Genomic DNA, 15,463 nt, shown 5'->3' with positions numbered 1-15,463 from the left:
CGTAAACCGGCGCGAAACTACCGCGACCCGAACGACAAGGAAAAACGCACTGAACAATCCTTGGTCGAGAAGGCAGGGCAGCATCCGCCCGGTCGGCCGAAGAACAAATCTGGCGGCAGCGAGCAACCGGGATACCGCATGAAACGAGCGCCCTTCTGGCAGTCTTGACTACGATCGCCCCTTCCGGCCGGGAACTCATCTCGACAGCCACCGAGAGTGGTGGGAGGATGCCCGCCTCAACGGGAGGGGCATATGGATATTCCAGGGACACTGACGGCAATCGCGACGGCCGTTGGTATCGCGAAAGACTTGCGCGATATCGACAGCAGCTTCGACAAAGCGGAACTAAAGGCCAAGCTCGCCGACGTCATCAGCACCCTCTCCGACGTGCGTATGCCTCTTGTCGAAGCCCAGGAGGAATTGTTCGCCAAGGATCGTGACATCAGCAAGCTTCGCGAAGACCTTCGCTTCCTTGACGAAGCCACCGTTGAGGTGGATGGGTACCGATATCGGGCCGCCGAAGGGTCACCCTCGGGCCACGCCTTCTGTCCAATCTGCATTCAAGACGGTCGCTGGATCAACATGGTGACCCTGGTAAACACGCCCGGCCGACCAGAGGCGTGCCCGAAATGTGAAGCCGTGTTCGGGTACATTTCCAAGTACGGTTGATCACCCCGCCCGATTACTCGGGTGCCCTTTGATCCAGAGGTTCAGGGAGGTGGTTGGCATCGGCGGCGCGCCAGTGGATTGGCGTAGCTCACCGAAGATATCTGTTCTTGGTCGGTATTTGCCTCAACTTCGGAAACCGGGTCAACGCCACTGTTCAACCGAACCAGCTGCATTCGGTTGAGATCGCTCGCAATCAGTTGACAGATACGGGTTAGCGCGGCGCAGCGTTCTGACATTCATAGCCTCGCCGAGGCGAAATCGTTGATTGACCGGCCGCGGCGGACCTTCCACCCACGCCCCCGCGTAGAGAAGCACACGATCCGACTGCTCGGGGACCGCGCCCGCTTGTCCTTAGTGAAGTTCGTCTCGTCCGCAGCGAGAATGCGGGCGTTCGGGTAGAGCGCCAGGAATTCGCGCGCGACCTGCGCGAGGCAGTGACCGGGGACCGTCAGCATCGCCTTGGCAATCAGGCCGAGCCGACGTTGCTCCATGATCGCGGCGGCCATGGTCATCCTCTTCCCGGACGCCTGCACGTCCCACCCTGCTTGCCCAGTTTCCTCGCGGTATTGCGGGACCCCACCCGCAAACCGCGAAGAGCGGAGGTCGCAAGGGCGCGTGTCGGCAACTGAAACAATGAGTGATTTCGGGCGCGGCGGAGCCTCCCTTGCGGGGGACAGCTCGCGAGCGGCCCCCTTGAATGCGCTTGGGCGGCATGGCGGAGGAATGCGCGCCAATGTGAGGCAGAGTCATTAGAAAGCACATGATGTCTGTAAGATGATCGCCTTGATCCGCGCCGCAGAGACTTCGCCTGCGAATCTCCGTGGCGGCGACCAAAAGCCGTCGGAAACATTGCGAACGAAACGGAAACAATGCTTCATGGCTCCATGAACGTCGCTGTCCGTGATTCGACCGAAGAACCCACCTACCTGTCCAAACTAAATGACGGGCAGCGGCTTGCAGTGATGCATGGTGACGGAGCCATCTCTGGCCCCCTCCTCATTATCGCCGGCGCCGGATCGGGCAAGACCAACACGCTCGCCCATCGCGTCGCACATCTCATTGTGCGGGGTGCAGATCCGCGACGCATCCTTTTGATGACCTTTTCCCGTCGGGCTGCAGTCGAGATGGGCAAGCGCGTTGAGCGCATCGCAGCCGACGTTCTGAAGGAACGCGCAGCGAGCCTCATGGAAGGCCTCACCTGGGCTGGCACTTTCCATGCAATTGGCGCACGACTGCTAAGGGACTACGCACGGGAAATCGGCTTGGAGCCCAGCTTCACGATCCATGATCGCGAAGACTCCGCCGACCTCATGAACCTGGTGCGGCACGAACTCGGTTACTCGGAGACCGAGAACCGTTTTCCCACCAAGGCCACGTGCCTTTCGATCTACTCGCGTGTCGTAAACTCTCAAGAGCGGCTGGAGGCGGTCCTGGGCAGCTATTTTCCGTGGTGCGTCGCCTGGAGCGACGAGCTGAAAAAGCTGTTTGGTGCCTATGTGGAGGCCAAGCAGTCTCAGAGCATCCTCGATTACGATGACCTGCTGCTGTATTGGTCCCAGATGGCCGGCGAGCCGGAGATCGCGGCGCATCTCGCCTCGCGTTTCGACCACATTCTCGTCGATGAGTACCAGGATACGAACAAGCTGCAGGCAGCAATCCTGACTGCTATCAAACCGGACGGCCGCGGCCTGACTGTTGTCGGTGATGATGCCCAGTCGATCTATTCGTTCCGTGCAGCCGAGGTCCGCAACATCCTCGACTTCCCTGCCCTGTTTCCCGAGCCGGCCGAAGTCGTCACGCTCGACCGGAACTATCGCTCGACCGACGCTATTCTGAATGCAGCTAACGCAGTCATCGGCGAAGCGACCGAACGCTTCACCAAGAACCTCTGGACCGAACGTACATCTCTGGAGAAGCCCCTCCTCGTCAGCGTGCCCGACGAATCGGAGCAAGCCAGTTACGTCTGCGACGAAGTCCTGAAGGAACGGGAAGCCGGCACGCCTCTCAAGGAACAAGCCGTCCTGTCTAGGGCCGCCCATCATTCAGGACCGCTTGAAGTCGAACTCACCCGTCGCAACATCCCATTCGTCAAATTCGGCGGCTTGAAGTTCCTGGACGCAGCCCACGTCAAGGACGTGCTTGCTGTGCTGCGCTTTGCCCAGAACCCTAGGGATCGCATCGCCGGGTTTCGAGTGATGCAATTGATGCCTGGCATTGGTCCTTCCGCAGCCACTCAGGCGATCAACGGCATGGAAGAGGCTCTCGACCTGGAACTGGGGCTGGCGAGATTCGTGCCGCCGGCACGCGCCGCTGCCGATTGGCCCGGGTTCGTTGATCTTTTTTCAGAGTTACGGCGAGGCCCAGGCTGGCCCACGGAAATGGAGCGAGCCCGGCTGTGGTATGAGCCACACCTCGAGCGGAAGCACGAGGACGCGACGACTAGGCGAGCAGACCTTCTCCAACTTGAGCAGATCGCTTCAGGCTACCCGAGCCGGGAGCGTTTCCTCACAGATCTGACCCTGGATCCCCCTTCTGCCACGAGCGACGAGGCTGGACCTCCTCATCTCGACGAAGACTATCTTATCCTATCGACGATCCATTCCGCCAAGGGTCAGGAATGGACCAAGGTCTTCGTGCTCAACGCTGTCGACGGCTGCATCCCGATCGACCTGAGTGCCGGCGAACGCAAAGAGATCGAGGAAGAACGCCGACTGCTCTACGTCGCCATGACCCGGGCTAAGGACTCACTGCATCTCATCACACCGCAGCGCTTCTACACCTCCGGCCAGGTCGCGCGTGGCGACAGGCATGTTTATGCCTCTCGGACCCGTTTCATTCCGGCGCATTTGCTCGATCACTTCAAGTCAACGTCGTGGACGAGCCAATCGTATCGTCAAGATCAAGGCGCTAGGCCCCGAACATCAGTCGACATCAAAGGCAAGATGCGTTCGATGTGGAAGTAGCGGCTATGAGGTACATCTAATTTGACTGGCCATCGAGTCGGCTCACATAGACAGGGAGCGCAAGAAGCCCGGACATTCAGATGTCCTAGCATTCTCGTTTCAGTGTTGGCCTGGAAGAGTACGATGCTGTCAAACCATTCGTGCCGATCACCCGTGACCCCTTACTGCCTAGACAGTGTGCGGAAGGAGCGATCCTGCTCCTCTGTCATGCCCCTCCCAGTCAACGGGTCAAGAAGAGCGCCTGCTCTTCGTCACGCTGCATTTCTTGGGCGAGGGAGCTGTTGCCGAGGTTGCGCATAACGCGCATGCGCTGTCGCCTCTCGTCTTGTCACTTGCCGAGCGCCCCGTAAGGGGCCGGCAATGCGAAGCCGTCCTGGCCTTTGATCCCCCACTTGGTTTTGGGTTTCGTTCCCTTGCTGGAACCATGATTCCACAGGCGGCAGCAGATGAAGAAGCTCTTCGCACTTGCGCTGCCAGGCTATGGCGCCCAATGCCTGCGACGACGAGGACGGACGGATCGAGACGTTTGCCGATGATGGAACCAATGGGAGGCACGCCTGTTTTGACTACACCCTCTCAGTAAAACAACAAGGATCGGTATGATGATGAATAAGCCCATTCTGGCCCTCTTGGCCGGAGCGGCGGTGTTCGCTTTGGTCTTGCCATCGCAGGCTGCTGACAGCGCCCAGGAGTTCGTCAATAAAGCGACAATTGGCGGTCTATTCGAAGTGGACTCCAGTCGGCTCGCTGACACGGCCGGAAGTAGTGATGCGGTGAAAGAGTTCGCCTCCCTGATGATGAAAGATCATGGAGCCGCGAACGCAAAACTCGCAACAATCGCAGGTGAGCAAAAACTGGCCGTGCCCATGGCCCTCGACGAGAAACACCAAGCCGTGCTGGAGCAGCTGAAAGCCGACACCACCACCTTCGATCAGTCCTACGTCAAGGTCCAAACCGACGCGCATTCCGATGCCGTGACCCTGTTCCAAGCATACTCGCAAAGCGGGGATAACGAGGCGCTGAAGGCATTTGCGGCCGAAACCCTCCCCACGCTGAAGATGCATCAGCAACGCGTCGAGAAGCTGGCTTCATCGCAGACCAACAGCACCAGCCCCAGCAATCAAGCATCTCCTCCCGTGCCTGGCGCAAACAGCTTCACCGAAACTCAGGCCAAGACGCGCATAGAGGAAGCTGGCTACTCGCAGGTTTCGGCTTTGTCCAAGGACAGCGATGGCATCTGGCGAGGCTCGGCGATGAAGGACGGCAAGAGCGTGGGGGTCGCCCTGGACTATCAAGGGAATGTCGTCGTCCAAGGCAAGCAATAAGGAGCTACGGAAATGAAAACGATAAGCGCATTGTTCGACACCTATGACGATGCCGAGGCTGCCGTCGCTGAACTCGAGGCTGCTGGCGTTCCGGAAAACGATCTCAGCATTGTGGTCAGCAAGCCCGAGAGGTTGGACGAAGACGGGTCGGCGGCTGCCGAGGGCGCTGCTGAAGGAGCAGGACTAGGCGCGGCAGTTGGTGGCGCTGGCGGCCTTCTCGCCGGGCTTGGGCTAATGGCCATTCCAGGCGTGGGCCCAGTCGTCGCAGCCGGCTGGCTGGCGGCGACCGCAGCCGGGGTAACGGCCGGCGCTGTCGTGGGCGGGGCTGCTGGTGGCATCATGGGTGCACTCACGGATTCCGGCGTGCCGGAGAGCGATGCCCACGTCTACGCAGAAGGTGTCCGTCGTGGGGGTACTCTAGTGACAGCGCGAGTACCCGATGAACTGACCGTCGAAGCCGAGGGAATATTGAGGCAAACGAGCACTGTCGACTTAAGCAGCCGCCGACGCGAGTATGAAAGCGAGGGCTGGACGGGTTTTGATCCTAAAGCCAAGCCGTAAGTTGATACGACGCGCAACCTTCCTTAGCCGTCCGCAATCCTCATTCGCATTCACCCCAAGATGGATTGCGAGTGGGTTCTTGGTTTCATCGGGACCAATTGTGAATTGCCACAGAAGACGGAACCTGTGGCCAGCATCATCACGATGGCAATGATGGGCACGGCTAGGGGCACCACTATTTCGGTGTTTTGTGTAGGTTTTTCAAAGTATTGTGCTGATAAGGTGTTTCGGCTATCCGCCGGCCAATCCACCTTTGGAAAATTGTTGAAAAGCCCGGCATCACAAGCGGGCGGGGCTTCTCGCCGCAAATCTTAAAGCATTAGGGCGTCTAGCAAATCATGCTGTTTGGCGGCCAGGTCACAGGCCAACTCCAGGCTACTCGCTAGACCGCTGCTCGATCGACATACAACGGGTCTCGTCGATGGTAGACGGCAGCGACGAAGAAGCTTCCGCAGCGTTAACGCCCGCGAACTTCGGAGACTGGATCGTCGTCTTCGGATGAATTCATCGATTGATCAACAGGCAGGTGCGAGGTTAGATCGGCAGGCAAGGGCAAGAGAGAGAGGAGTTCGCATTGCCGCTACTGCATCAACGTGGCGTCGACCTGCTGATCCAGGTCATGGACGCCAAGGATCACATTGATAGCCTCAGCCGCGAGGAAATCAGAAAACTGCTGGTCGAGGTCAGTGATGTCCTGATGCACTTATTGGAGCGCGACATCCCAGCCCCTCCGCCACAGACGGGCAGAACCGGATAGCGGAGCCTCCAAATGGTCACGAGCAATTTCATCTCAGACCTGCTACGGGCCGCAAATGAGATATCGAAATTGACTCGTCCTGAAATGGCCCGGCTGCTGCTGCGGGCCGCAAACACCATCCGAGATTACCGCGAGCAAATCGCCTTGTCCGGAGGCGCTACGCATGACCTCAGTCAAGACGACATCGTCTTCGAGTTGAACGCCATGGCTAGCGCGATCGACATCTTCCCGGCAGAGAAAGTCTCGGCGATGCTGCTTGAGGCCGTCCAAGTCATGAAAGCTTGCAAGGCGGATCTCGCACAGAAGCGGGGACCAACCGAAGATGACGGCAGAACCTGACATCATTGGGATCTTCGTGACCAACCTGCGTGCCTTGCGCCAGGCCAAGGGGATCACGCTGGCCGAGTTGGCACGGCGTGTCGGTTACAGCGAGCGCTATCTGGAGATCATCGAACATGGGGAAGTCGACCCCAGTATCAAGACAATGGCCGAGATCGCACAAGCGCTGGGCGTAAAGGCGACGCAACTGCTGGCGCCAGTGCTTGTGAAGCCGCGCTGACCCTCTTGCGCAAACAGTGCAAGCGACGATGATGGTATCGCCGGTAATAGCCGTTGGGGAGGGCCTGAAATGGCGAACGATGGAGGGCGCGTGTGCGTTGCTATCTCGGCAATCGTTTCGTTCTTACGCCGGTCGACACAGGTTGTGCCTGCATTAGTTTTCCTTGCTGCTTTCGGCTCTGTCGTTGAGGCCCGAGCCGAAGACGTGCTCGTGTTGTGTAGCGGACACGAACTTGGAAGGTTCGCGACCGAGGACGAAGCCAATGCCAAGTGCCCCGTGGGATCAAGAGTTCAAAAAGGGCGACCTGGTTGGTGCGTGCTCGCCTGGTATTGCGAAGGGGCTGGATCAACTCCTTCATCCGAGCCGACGCCACCAGTCGAAGCGATCGGTCCAGCAACCAATGCCGCACGCGATTTGTTCGGGGAACTTCCACCTGATCAAAAGAAAGAGTACGACGAAAAGATCGAGAACTTGTTCTCGGCTCAGAGCAAGCGTGAAAGCCTGCCCGCCGAAAATCCATTTCGAAAGGCTTCCGACGCTGCACCGGAGATGCCTCCCTTAGGGTCTTCGCCAACGCAACAGCCAACGAAAAAGAATGCGTCTTCTGATCGCCCGCCTATAGTCTGCCCGCCGAATCCCAGCGGATGTATCGCCGTGGAGGAGCTAGGCCCAAGTTCGTTGCAGCTCGCGTCCAAGTTTATTCAATCCTGCGATGGAGTGCTGATTTCGTTCAAATGGAAGAGCTGTGGCCGCCTATATTGCAGCGAGAACGTCGTGACGGACATGCCGGAGGGCGAAAGCTGGATAAACTACACGAGTAAGACTTACCCCAGCGCATATGACGTGTCTTGCAGGACGAAGTGATATGAGGTCTCGATCCACTCGCTCCCTGCTTTGGGCATACCCGCTTGCTCTCGTTATGCTGCTTTCACTCGCCAGCTATTCCAGTGGGACAGAGCAATGCCAGATTCCCCAGAATGCTCGGTATGTTCAACTCCCTCCAGACGGAGGGGTGACTGTGTATAGTGATCCGGCTGGTCGCGTGGTTTCGTTCGTGACCACCCGCAGGGCCATTTTCGCACTTCGATCTATCAAGAAATCAGGCGAAGATTTCGTTATGGAAGCCTTCATAGATGGCGAGCCAGCGTGGATATTTGCGCCAAGGGTGGAGTTGTGGAAGTACAAATTCATCGACGATAGTCTTTCGCAATCTGTAGCAGAATATCGCGTCATGCTGCCGTCGCTTGAATCGAAAACGATGGCAGGGACACTTCCCTGCGCTGTACAGGAAAGGCGTGAGAAGGCGCGGGAGCTACTAGAGCGAGGGTATGAAGAGTTTCGTACAGGATCGGATGTAAGAGCCGCGGAACTTTTTTGGGCAAGCTTGAATCTAGACTCTGACAACGCAATGGCACTCTATTATTGGGCATATGCTGCCGTTCGACCTGGGGAGTACGCGATCGGGCCGTACGATGGGTTTCGTCAAGCAATCGAGCTTGGTCTACCCGCCGAACTAGACAGGCAAGCCAAAGAGTATGTTGGCATTCTGGAAACTTCGTACCCCGACCTCAAGGGGGCATATGAGCTACGTAGAAAGCCTTGATACCTAACGATAACAATCATGCTGGCCTAGGGGCACGCCATCATCTGGCGCCCGAAGGTCAAACGGCCTTGGTATGGTTGAGTGCCATCAGCGCTTGCGCGGAATAGGAGGCAAGATCGCGACCGCGGCTAGGACAACCGCCTGGATCTCGCTGTCTGTGAGGTGCTCACGTCGATGTTGGCGCACCATGAACTGCGCGCAGAGTCAATTTGGCTATCGGCGAAAAAATCGATCTTGAAACCTGAATTCTCGAACACATATCGATGGCAGGCTGGTGCCGCTGTCGGCACCAAGACCTGACCTAAAACCACTTTCGTTAGACTTGGAGGATCTGATGAGCGATCGGATGTTCGACAGCACCGTTTTCGTAGAATCCGGAAACAGCCTCATTGAGGAAATCGCCTGTCTAGAGGATGAACTCGAGGTTCTTGACGAGTGGCCCAGAAACCGCCGTGGCCCGATTTACAATACGGCGCTAAGGGCGTGTCAGCGCGCGTTCGAGAGTGGTTATCCGCTTTCCGCCGCCAGGCAGACGTTCATAGGCTTCGCCAAGTCCGTCAACATATTGGAAGACGTAACCATCCCACTGCCTTGGTTGATGGGCGGCAAGACGGGCGCAAGTGGTTTCGGTTGTTTGATCGGAAGGACGATGAAATGCTTGCACAACGATTTATCAAGCCGGTCCGAGTATGGGTCGGTCTTGGGTTCCCCCGCCAGCTGAATACGGTTGCCGACGCCTACCAGTTCGCAATGGAATGGTGCGGCAACAGTCCCGAGCAAAGAGCGGCTATCAGAGCCTGTCGGACTGCTTTGGCAGGTGACATTGATGCTGAAACTGCCAGGGGTGTCCTGGTCGCCTTTGCGCGAAAGAAAGACATCCTTGTTCAGGACGGACCCGCGCCGATCCCGACGGGCTCAGGACAACTCAGCCACGCCTGATCTTACGGTCTAAAATGGGATGGCGACACAAGTCCGTCATCCCGACAATACCTATGGATGTATCATCGATGCCAAACGACATGGCGATCAAATCGCCGGACAATCACCCGAATTCGTTCACCTATGACGCTGAATGCCAACGCCCTGGTAGATCGCCTGAAGAGCTTGCTGGATGATGCCTAAGCCGCCGGATGGGATCGCACAAAGGCGCCGCAGCGCTGATGTACCTTAGCGCAAAACGCCTGAAGACTTCGGCCGACTAGATGAGGTTGCAGCAATCGCCGATCATCTATCCCAGTGCCTGCGCAAGTTCTGACCTCGAACCCCCGGCTCAGGCCGGGTTTCTTGTTTTCAGCCCTGCAAAAATCCATTGCTGAACAGGGCATTGCGTGGAATCTCTTTACGTGCGGGGAAGCAACGGAGATTTCACATGCTGAAAGTTCGGGTTCTCAGTCTCGCTGGCGTTGCAGCGATCGGGCTATTCATGGCGATGCCGGCAAATGCCCTCACCATGGCGGAATGCAGCACTAAGTATAACGCCGCCAAAGACGCTGGCACACTTGCTGGCCAGACTTGGAACCAGTTCCGCAAGGATCAATGCGGTTCAGACGCCAGCGCAACACCTGAACCGGCCAAGCCTGCCAAGAAGGCGGCTGCCGAGAAGAAACCGGCCGCAGCAGCAGACAAGGCGGCTGCTGAAGCCGCTCCGGCGGGTCTTTCGATGAAAGAGTGCAGCGCCAAGTACCAGGCGGCAAAAGACGCCGGCACCCTTGGTGACGTCAAATGGAACGATTTCAGAAGGACACAGTGTGCGGCTGGCGCCTCTGCAGCTGTCGAGCCCGCAAAACCTGCGAAAACCGCCAAAGCTGAAGCGCCTGCGGCGGGTCTATCGATGAAGGATTGCAGCGCGAAATATCAAGCCGCTAAAGACGCGGGCACGCTTGGGGGGCTGAAGTGGAATGCGTTCCGCAAGGCGAACTGCAGCGCTGATGCGTCCGACGATGAAACTGTCCCGGCGCCGACCGAGGCTCAGTATACGAGCGAGCCCGAGAAGGCGACGACCGCAGCACCCCGTGGAGTGAAGTTCCCGCGCTCGGTTGCAGCCAAGTTCTCCAGCGAGACGCCTGGCAAAGCCCGCCTCCATACCTGCCTCGAGCAGTACTATGCCAACAAGGATGCAGACACGCTCGGTGGCCTCAGGTGGATACAGAAGGGCGGCGGCTACTACAGCCTGTGCAACGACCGTCTGAAGGGCTGAGAGGCCTACGCGCAAGCAGAAACCCCGGCGCTAGCCCCGGGGTTTCTGCTTGCGGTGACTCCCCCGTTTGGAGGAGTGACAAAGCATGCGGGTCATCGGAAGTTGTAAGATGCAGGCCGTCCCCAAAACTGGCCTGCCCGGGCTGGCGTGATAGGGGGTTTAGCCAGAATTGCGCCAGCCCACCCCTTCAACGCTTCTGCCGCTAGCCGACAGGCTTGCGCGTGCCGTGCGCAGGATCGCAGTCAGATAGCAGCCCCAATGCGGCGAGCTGCAACCTGACCAGATCCCTTACCGCGTCCTGGCGGTTAGCTTCAGGTAAGTGTTCGCCGATGTAGGTATCGATTGCGTCCGCAAGATTCTCCGAAACGCGCAGATGGATTGCAACGCTTCCGCCTACGCGCGGCCGGCCACGCCTAGCTTCACCAAACTTCAATTTGCTAGCCCCTCACCCCAAAGCGTCGTCACGCTATGCCAAGCCGTGGCAAACTGGAATACGGCAAACGGGGTAACCCGTTTGGAGTAGAGCAGTTGCAGAGGGCGGGCCCCCCTAGCCACGGAAGATGAGCGCGGCCCCTCCGCCGATCAGCATGAAGCCCAGCGCGTGGTTCCAGGTGATGCCTTCCTTGAGATAGAAGACCGAGAAGATAACGAAGACGGTGAGCGTGATCACCTCCTGCATCGTCTTGAGTTCGGCGGCCGAATAGACTTCGTGGCCGATGCGGTTGGCCGGAACCGCCAGCCAGTACTCGAAGAAGGCGATCAGCCAGCTGAAGATGACGGCGGCGTAAAGGGGCGCTGCCTTGAACTTCAGATGCCCGTACCAGGCAAACGTCATGAACACGTTGGATGCGATCAGCATCAGCGCCGGGAGCACTTTCGGTGACAGCAGCATTTAAGAACCATTCGTCAAAATGTGGGAGGTAGCCCTATTCGCGCCGACCGCAGCCCTGCGTCAAGCTGAAGCGACCGAGCGGCAGAGGCCTGCGCGGCAAATGCCAAATGAAAAAAGCGGGCCGTGATGCCCGCTTCTCCTTCAATCCCGAGACATGTGAACCGCCGGTACATTCGTGGTCAGCACACCGTCAATCAGGGGCAAATCCGGCTATCTAAGGGGGAAACCTACCAACGCATCTCGAAGGACGTTCCCAACCAATCAGCAGCCGATGGGCTTCATATGGAGGCTAGAGAACCATAAAGCAAGCGGATTCGCTTCTGGCACTGAATTGCAAAGTCTCGACTCGGCACAGCAGGAAGCGGCTTGACCAAGACACGGCCCACATGGGCACAACTGTGCCGTAAAGATAGCCTGCAGGCTGGTCAGGCTTGCGCACCACCGACGATTGTAGTACCCGCTTTCGTGCAATTGCGAACGCTGCCCTGTTCGCTCGACTAGAGCTATGAATGAGGGCAAGCCATGAACCCCCAAAAGATCATTTCAATTCGCAAAGCGTCTTTTGCGATGCTGCTAATGGGCGCAGCAGGGCTCGCTGCCTGTTTGCCAGCAGCCGCTTCTGACGCTCTCTCCACCCCTCCTGCTGGCTTTGTTTGGACCGGCGGCTATGCCGGCGTGCATCTCGGCTATGGCGGGGGCCGAACCACCGTCACGGAGTTAGACTTCTATACCTTCTCAGAGTTCGGCGACACACAGTTCAAATTCAACTCGAACGGCTTCCTTGGCGGCGTTCATGCAGGATACAATTGGCAATCGGGTCAATTGGTCTATGGCGTGGAGGTGGACCTCACCGGCGCAAACATAGACAATACTGTCGCCAATTCCATGCTGCCGAGATCTAACGAGAGCTTCTCGACGTCGGTCGATTGGTTCAGCACCGCTCGTGTCCGTCTAGGATACTCAATCGACCGCTTTCTACCCTTCGTAACCGGCGGCTTCGCCTTTGGTCACGCTAGGAGCAGCTACGACGATAACGACGCTGCTCAGAATAATCACGCCATAGCCGATAATGTCGTAGCTGGTTGGACCATAGGCGCAGGCGCGCAATACGCTTTGACAGACAATTGGTCCCTTCGGGCCGAGTATCTCTATGTCGACCTCGAAGACAGCCGGGGAGCTTTCCAGTATGCGGGCGACACGTTTAGGTACGATTTCGACAACGACATTCACGTCGTGCGCCTTGGGGCGAGCTACAAGTTCTGACTTGGCAATCACCCGCAGACAAAAGGCCCGCCACAAGGACGGGCCAGTCGGATCGGGCGTAGCCGGGAATGGCAGTCCGACTACATGGCAATCAGAAACTCGGGAAGCGAAAAGAGGTTCCCATTCGAGGAGGCTGCCGAGGGGACCTGGGGCATAAACCGCCTCATGCCGCTGGAGGGGATTGCGGCGCTTCTTTACCGGCCTGAGAAGAAAAAAGTTCCGAAGAAGTTGAAGAGGTCGCCGGCTCGCGGTGGGGGAACTTACCGACGACCTCGGTCAGCCCTCAGAATGTGTTCTGATGGCACTGGCGCGAACTAGGGGACGCGCCTGCAACCCTAAATACTTTGACTGCCTGTTTGGTTCCCAAACGCAAAAAGGCCTTGCCGCCGAAAGGCAGCGGGGCCACGAAATGGACCGCTTTCACTATACGAGCGGCTTTGGCATCAGCAGCGTCACGCGACAGCCAACCGCTAGATTTTCACGCGTTATTGTCCCACCGAGTTGATGGGTCAACAGCGACAGGACGCGGGAGCCAGTCCCGCCTGGCGGCCCCTCGTGTAGGCCTATGCCATTGTCGGTTACTGACAGGACCACATCACGGTCCACCCTCAGTTCTACCTGAATTCGACCGGCTCGCCCGTCTGGAAAGGCATATTTGAGACTGTTGGTCACGAGTTCATTGACGATGATCGCAATGGGAACGGCCTGTTCGCTATGAATATATAACTCATCAGCGTCGGCTTTGATGGCAACCGGGCTTGTTCCGCTGATCGATGCGCCGAGCCCCTGGCAGATGTCCGCCAAGTATTCCCTCGCATCCACAACCTTTCGGTCTGCCCGTATCGTGAGGTGGTCGTAAACTTGCGCCATAACTTGGATGCGCGATGCCATATCAGTTAGCGCTTCTGCCGAGCTCACGCTTGTGTCCTTCGACTGAAGTCGCATGACCGCGGATATCATCGCCAAGTTGTTTTTGGTGCGATGAGCGAGCTCCATTAGAAGCAAACCCTTGGCCTGCTCAGCACGCACCACCTTTTCCATCTCTGTCCGCAGGGTTTCGGCGATGAGCCCGATGGCAGCGCCGGTTGCCGAGAACAGCACACAGGGGGCCACAAATCTAGGAAAGGGAGCCATGGGACTGATGACGAAATAGGCAAATATGGTACCGAGCGCGGTCGCGTACAGAGCCGACCCGCGATCAAACAAGAGACCCGCTACGAAAATGCCAAGCAGAAGGAAGAACAAACCAACAAAGCCGGTTTGACTTTGAAGTTCGATATGCACCGCGATGCAAGACGCCATCAGGGCAGTAGTTGTTGAGTACCTCACCCAAAACGGCTGCGGCTTCTGGGGGAGGAGAAAAAGAAGACGTTCCATCTTTGGCGCAATACTCCTGCCGGCTTGTTTCCAAGGCTAGCTATGGACGTAAATGGCGACAGAGTGAAGGTGTCGTTGGCGTCGGTTGGCATCGGTGCAAACAGAAGGGACGCACGCGATGAAAAGCCCAAGGGAAAGAGCAGCCCGCTCCCTGTGCCGAAAGGACGGGCTTCCGAAGACACGAAATTCGAGGGAACCCATGTGGCAGTTATACCTGCCCGAAGTTGACGCGGTTCTAGAAGCTGCGCTGTCAGCCGAGGAATGGGCTCGCATTCGAAGCGAAGGGCCCTAAACGCAATGTAGGCCTCGCCATGATCGAAATTGGGTGAAAGCGGACAAACGCTGAGCTGCTTGGCATCCCCTCGTTGACCAGTTAGGGTTCATGTGAGGGAGGCGCCCCTTGGCTGGTTATTTTGGCACTCAGATGCAGCAACGCTTGCTGGCGCAAGCTGAGGCGAGTGTTGACTTCATCCGGGGCACGCCCGGCGCTTGCCAGACCGGCCGCACCATGGGCTGCGACGATCCGGAGCGGTTAGGATGGGAGCGCATCATCGAGTTCCTCGAGCGGGACGGCGTTTTTGGGTTTCGTCTTATCGAGAGGGACCGAGCGGATGCGCTTGCGCTCCGTTTGGATGAGCAAGGCTTCCGCTTCGACTGGTGGGACGTGTTCCTGGCCGATCGTGAGGTCGCTCTTAAAGCTTCGGAAGCACTCCTGTCGCGCGGCCTTCCAGACGGCTTCGTGGATCTCGACCAGCCTACCAACCCACAGGGGCAGGACACGGCGCGCATTCAGGCCCTCATGGGAGCCGCGGGCGTGGTGCCATTCTCCGGCTCAATGCTGACCGGACAAGCGGGTCCCGCGAAGACAGTAGCCATTGGAGACAGGGACGGCACCGTCGTGGCGGCAGCGCATGGCTACCTGCCGCACAATGTCCACAGCCCCTTTCACCGCTATGCCTGGGGCGGGCTCGTCGCAGTGGCCGAACACCAACGCGGCAAGGGGCTCGGCAACTATGTGAACGCCCGAATGATCATCGGCGTCTTCCGCGACCTGGACGCGACCCACATCTACGAGCTCGTCTCGGCGACAAACATCGCCTCGCGGCGTATGGTGGAAGCATCTGGCCTCCGTCACGAGCACGGCCTTGTTTGTGGTGTTGCCACGGCACGCGAAATCGCGCGTCTCACGCGGTAGCTGCCCCTCGTGGAGGGGCGGACCAAACGAAAAAAGCCCCACCACCTTTCGGCAGTGGGGCGATCATAACGAAGCAAGTCGGACTGGAGTTTGTCGACTGAC

Annotated in this window: 16 protein-coding genes and 1 pseudogene; 14 read left to right on the top strand and 3 right to left on the bottom strand. The window is 58.1% G+C overall.

Features of this window, described 5'->3' with window-relative positions; all coding sequences use genetic code 11:
- The first annotated feature begins 252 nt into the window (after positions 1-252).
- A complete protein-coding gene (locus tag NDO48_RS28585) occupies positions 253-669 on the top strand; it encodes a hypothetical protein (RefSeq protein WP_267322861.1) in 417 nt (138 codons plus the stop codon).
- Positions 670-1,004: 335 nt separating this feature from the next.
- On the opposite strand, the pseudogene NDO48_RS30585 reads toward NDO48_RS28585, so the two are convergent.
- A pseudogene (locus NDO48_RS30585) lies at positions 1,005-1,193 on the bottom strand (hypothetical protein); the annotation flags it as partial.
- 360 nt (positions 1,194-1,553) lie between these two features.
- Between NDO48_RS30585 and NDO48_RS28575 the strand changes: the two are divergent.
- The 11 genes from NDO48_RS28575 (at position 1,554) to NDO48_RS28525 (ending at position 10,634) form a co-directional block, all read left to right on the top strand.
- The gene (locus tag NDO48_RS28575; protein WP_267322859.1) at positions 1,554-3,632 is read left to right on the top strand and encodes an ATP-dependent helicase; all 2,079 of its coding nucleotides are present in this window, start codon (positions 1,554-1,556) and stop codon (positions 3,630-3,632) included.
- A 599-nt stretch (positions 3,633-4,231) separates the two neighbouring features.
- Positions 4,232-4,957 (top strand): DUF4142 domain-containing protein, encoded by a 726-nt coding sequence (locus tag NDO48_RS28570; RefSeq protein WP_323848133.1) that lies wholly within the window; start codon positions 4,232-4,234, stop codon positions 4,955-4,957.
- Positions 4,958-4,969: 12 nt separating this feature from the next.
- Positions 4,970-5,518 carry a general stress protein gene (locus tag NDO48_RS28565; RefSeq protein ID WP_267322858.1) on the top strand — a complete coding sequence of 183 codons (549 nt, stop codon included), beginning with the start codon at positions 4,970-4,972 and terminating at the stop codon, positions 5,516-5,518.
- A gap of 574 nt (positions 5,519-6,092) precedes the next feature.
- Positions 6,093-6,275 (top strand): hypothetical protein, encoded by a 183-nt coding sequence (locus NDO48_RS28560; RefSeq protein ID WP_267322857.1) that lies wholly within the window; start codon positions 6,093-6,095, stop codon positions 6,273-6,275.
- A gap of 12 nt (positions 6,276-6,287) precedes the next feature.
- Positions 6,288-6,614, top strand: coding sequence for a hypothetical protein (locus NDO48_RS28555; protein WP_267322856.1), 327 nt, complete (start codon positions 6,288-6,290; stop codon positions 6,612-6,614).
- Positions 6,598-6,834: a helix-turn-helix domain-containing protein gene (locus NDO48_RS28550; protein WP_267322855.1), complete on the top strand. Its 237-nt coding sequence runs from the start codon at positions 6,598-6,600 to the stop codon at positions 6,832-6,834. Before NDO48_RS28555 ends, NDO48_RS28550 begins: the two co-directional genes overlap by 17 nt.
- 69 nt (positions 6,835-6,903) lie before the next feature.
- The gene (locus NDO48_RS28545; protein ID WP_267322854.1) at positions 6,904-7,698 is read left to right on the top strand and encodes a hypothetical protein; all 795 of its coding nucleotides are present in this window, start codon (positions 6,904-6,906) and stop codon (positions 7,696-7,698) included.
- 154 nt (positions 7,699-7,852) lie between these two features.
- The gene (locus NDO48_RS28540; protein WP_267322853.1) at positions 7,853-8,437 is read left to right on the top strand and encodes a hypothetical protein; all 585 of its coding nucleotides are present in this window, start codon (positions 7,853-7,855) and stop codon (positions 8,435-8,437) included.
- A 334-nt stretch (positions 8,438-8,771) separates the two neighbouring features.
- Entirely contained in the window at positions 8,772-9,158 is a 387-nt protein-coding gene (locus NDO48_RS28535) for a DUF982 domain-containing protein (RefSeq protein WP_323848132.1), read from the top strand.
- Positions 9,092-9,376, top strand: a complete 285-nt coding sequence (locus NDO48_RS28530) for a DUF982 domain-containing protein (RefSeq protein WP_267322852.1) — start codon at positions 9,092-9,094, stop codon at positions 9,374-9,376. Before NDO48_RS28535 ends, NDO48_RS28530 begins: the two co-directional genes overlap by 67 nt.
- Positions 9,377-9,806: 430 nt before the next feature.
- Positions 9,807-10,634: a hypothetical protein gene (locus NDO48_RS28525; RefSeq protein WP_267322851.1), complete on the top strand. Its 828-nt coding sequence runs from the start codon at positions 9,807-9,809 to the stop codon at positions 10,632-10,634.
- 547 nt (positions 10,635-11,181) lie between these two features.
- Here NDO48_RS28525 and NDO48_RS28520 read toward each other — a convergent pair.
- Complete coding sequence (locus NDO48_RS28520) at positions 11,182-11,526, bottom strand: DMT family protein (protein ID WP_267322850.1); 345 nt, start codon at positions 11,524-11,526, stop codon at positions 11,182-11,184.
- A gap of 522 nt (positions 11,527-12,048) precedes the next feature.
- Between NDO48_RS28520 and NDO48_RS28515 the strand changes: the two genes are divergently transcribed.
- Positions 12,049-12,789, top strand: coding sequence for an outer membrane protein (locus NDO48_RS28515; protein WP_267322849.1), 741 nt, complete (start codon positions 12,049-12,051; stop codon positions 12,787-12,789).
- A gap of 423 nt (positions 12,790-13,212) precedes the next feature.
- Here the strand turns inward: NDO48_RS28515 and NDO48_RS28510 are convergent, their stop codons facing one another.
- Positions 13,213-14,166, bottom strand: coding sequence for a sensor histidine kinase (locus tag NDO48_RS28510; protein ID WP_267322848.1), 954 nt, complete (start codon positions 14,164-14,166; stop codon positions 13,213-13,215).
- A gap of 400 nt (positions 14,167-14,566) precedes the next feature.
- Between NDO48_RS28510 and NDO48_RS28505 the strand changes: the two genes are divergently transcribed.
- A complete protein-coding gene (locus tag NDO48_RS28505) occupies positions 14,567-15,361 on the top strand; it encodes a GNAT family N-acetyltransferase (protein WP_267322847.1) in 795 nt (264 codons plus the stop codon).
- The last annotated feature ends 102 nt before the right edge of the window (positions 15,362-15,463 follow it).

The sequence above is a fragment of the Aminobacter sp. MET-1 genome, assembly GCF_026521175.1.
Taxonomy (GTDB): domain Bacteria; phylum Pseudomonadota; class Alphaproteobacteria; order Rhizobiales; family Rhizobiaceae; genus Aminobacter.
The sequence above is the reverse complement of the archived record's forward strand: the minus strand, read 5'-3'. Positions and strand labels throughout refer to the sequence as shown.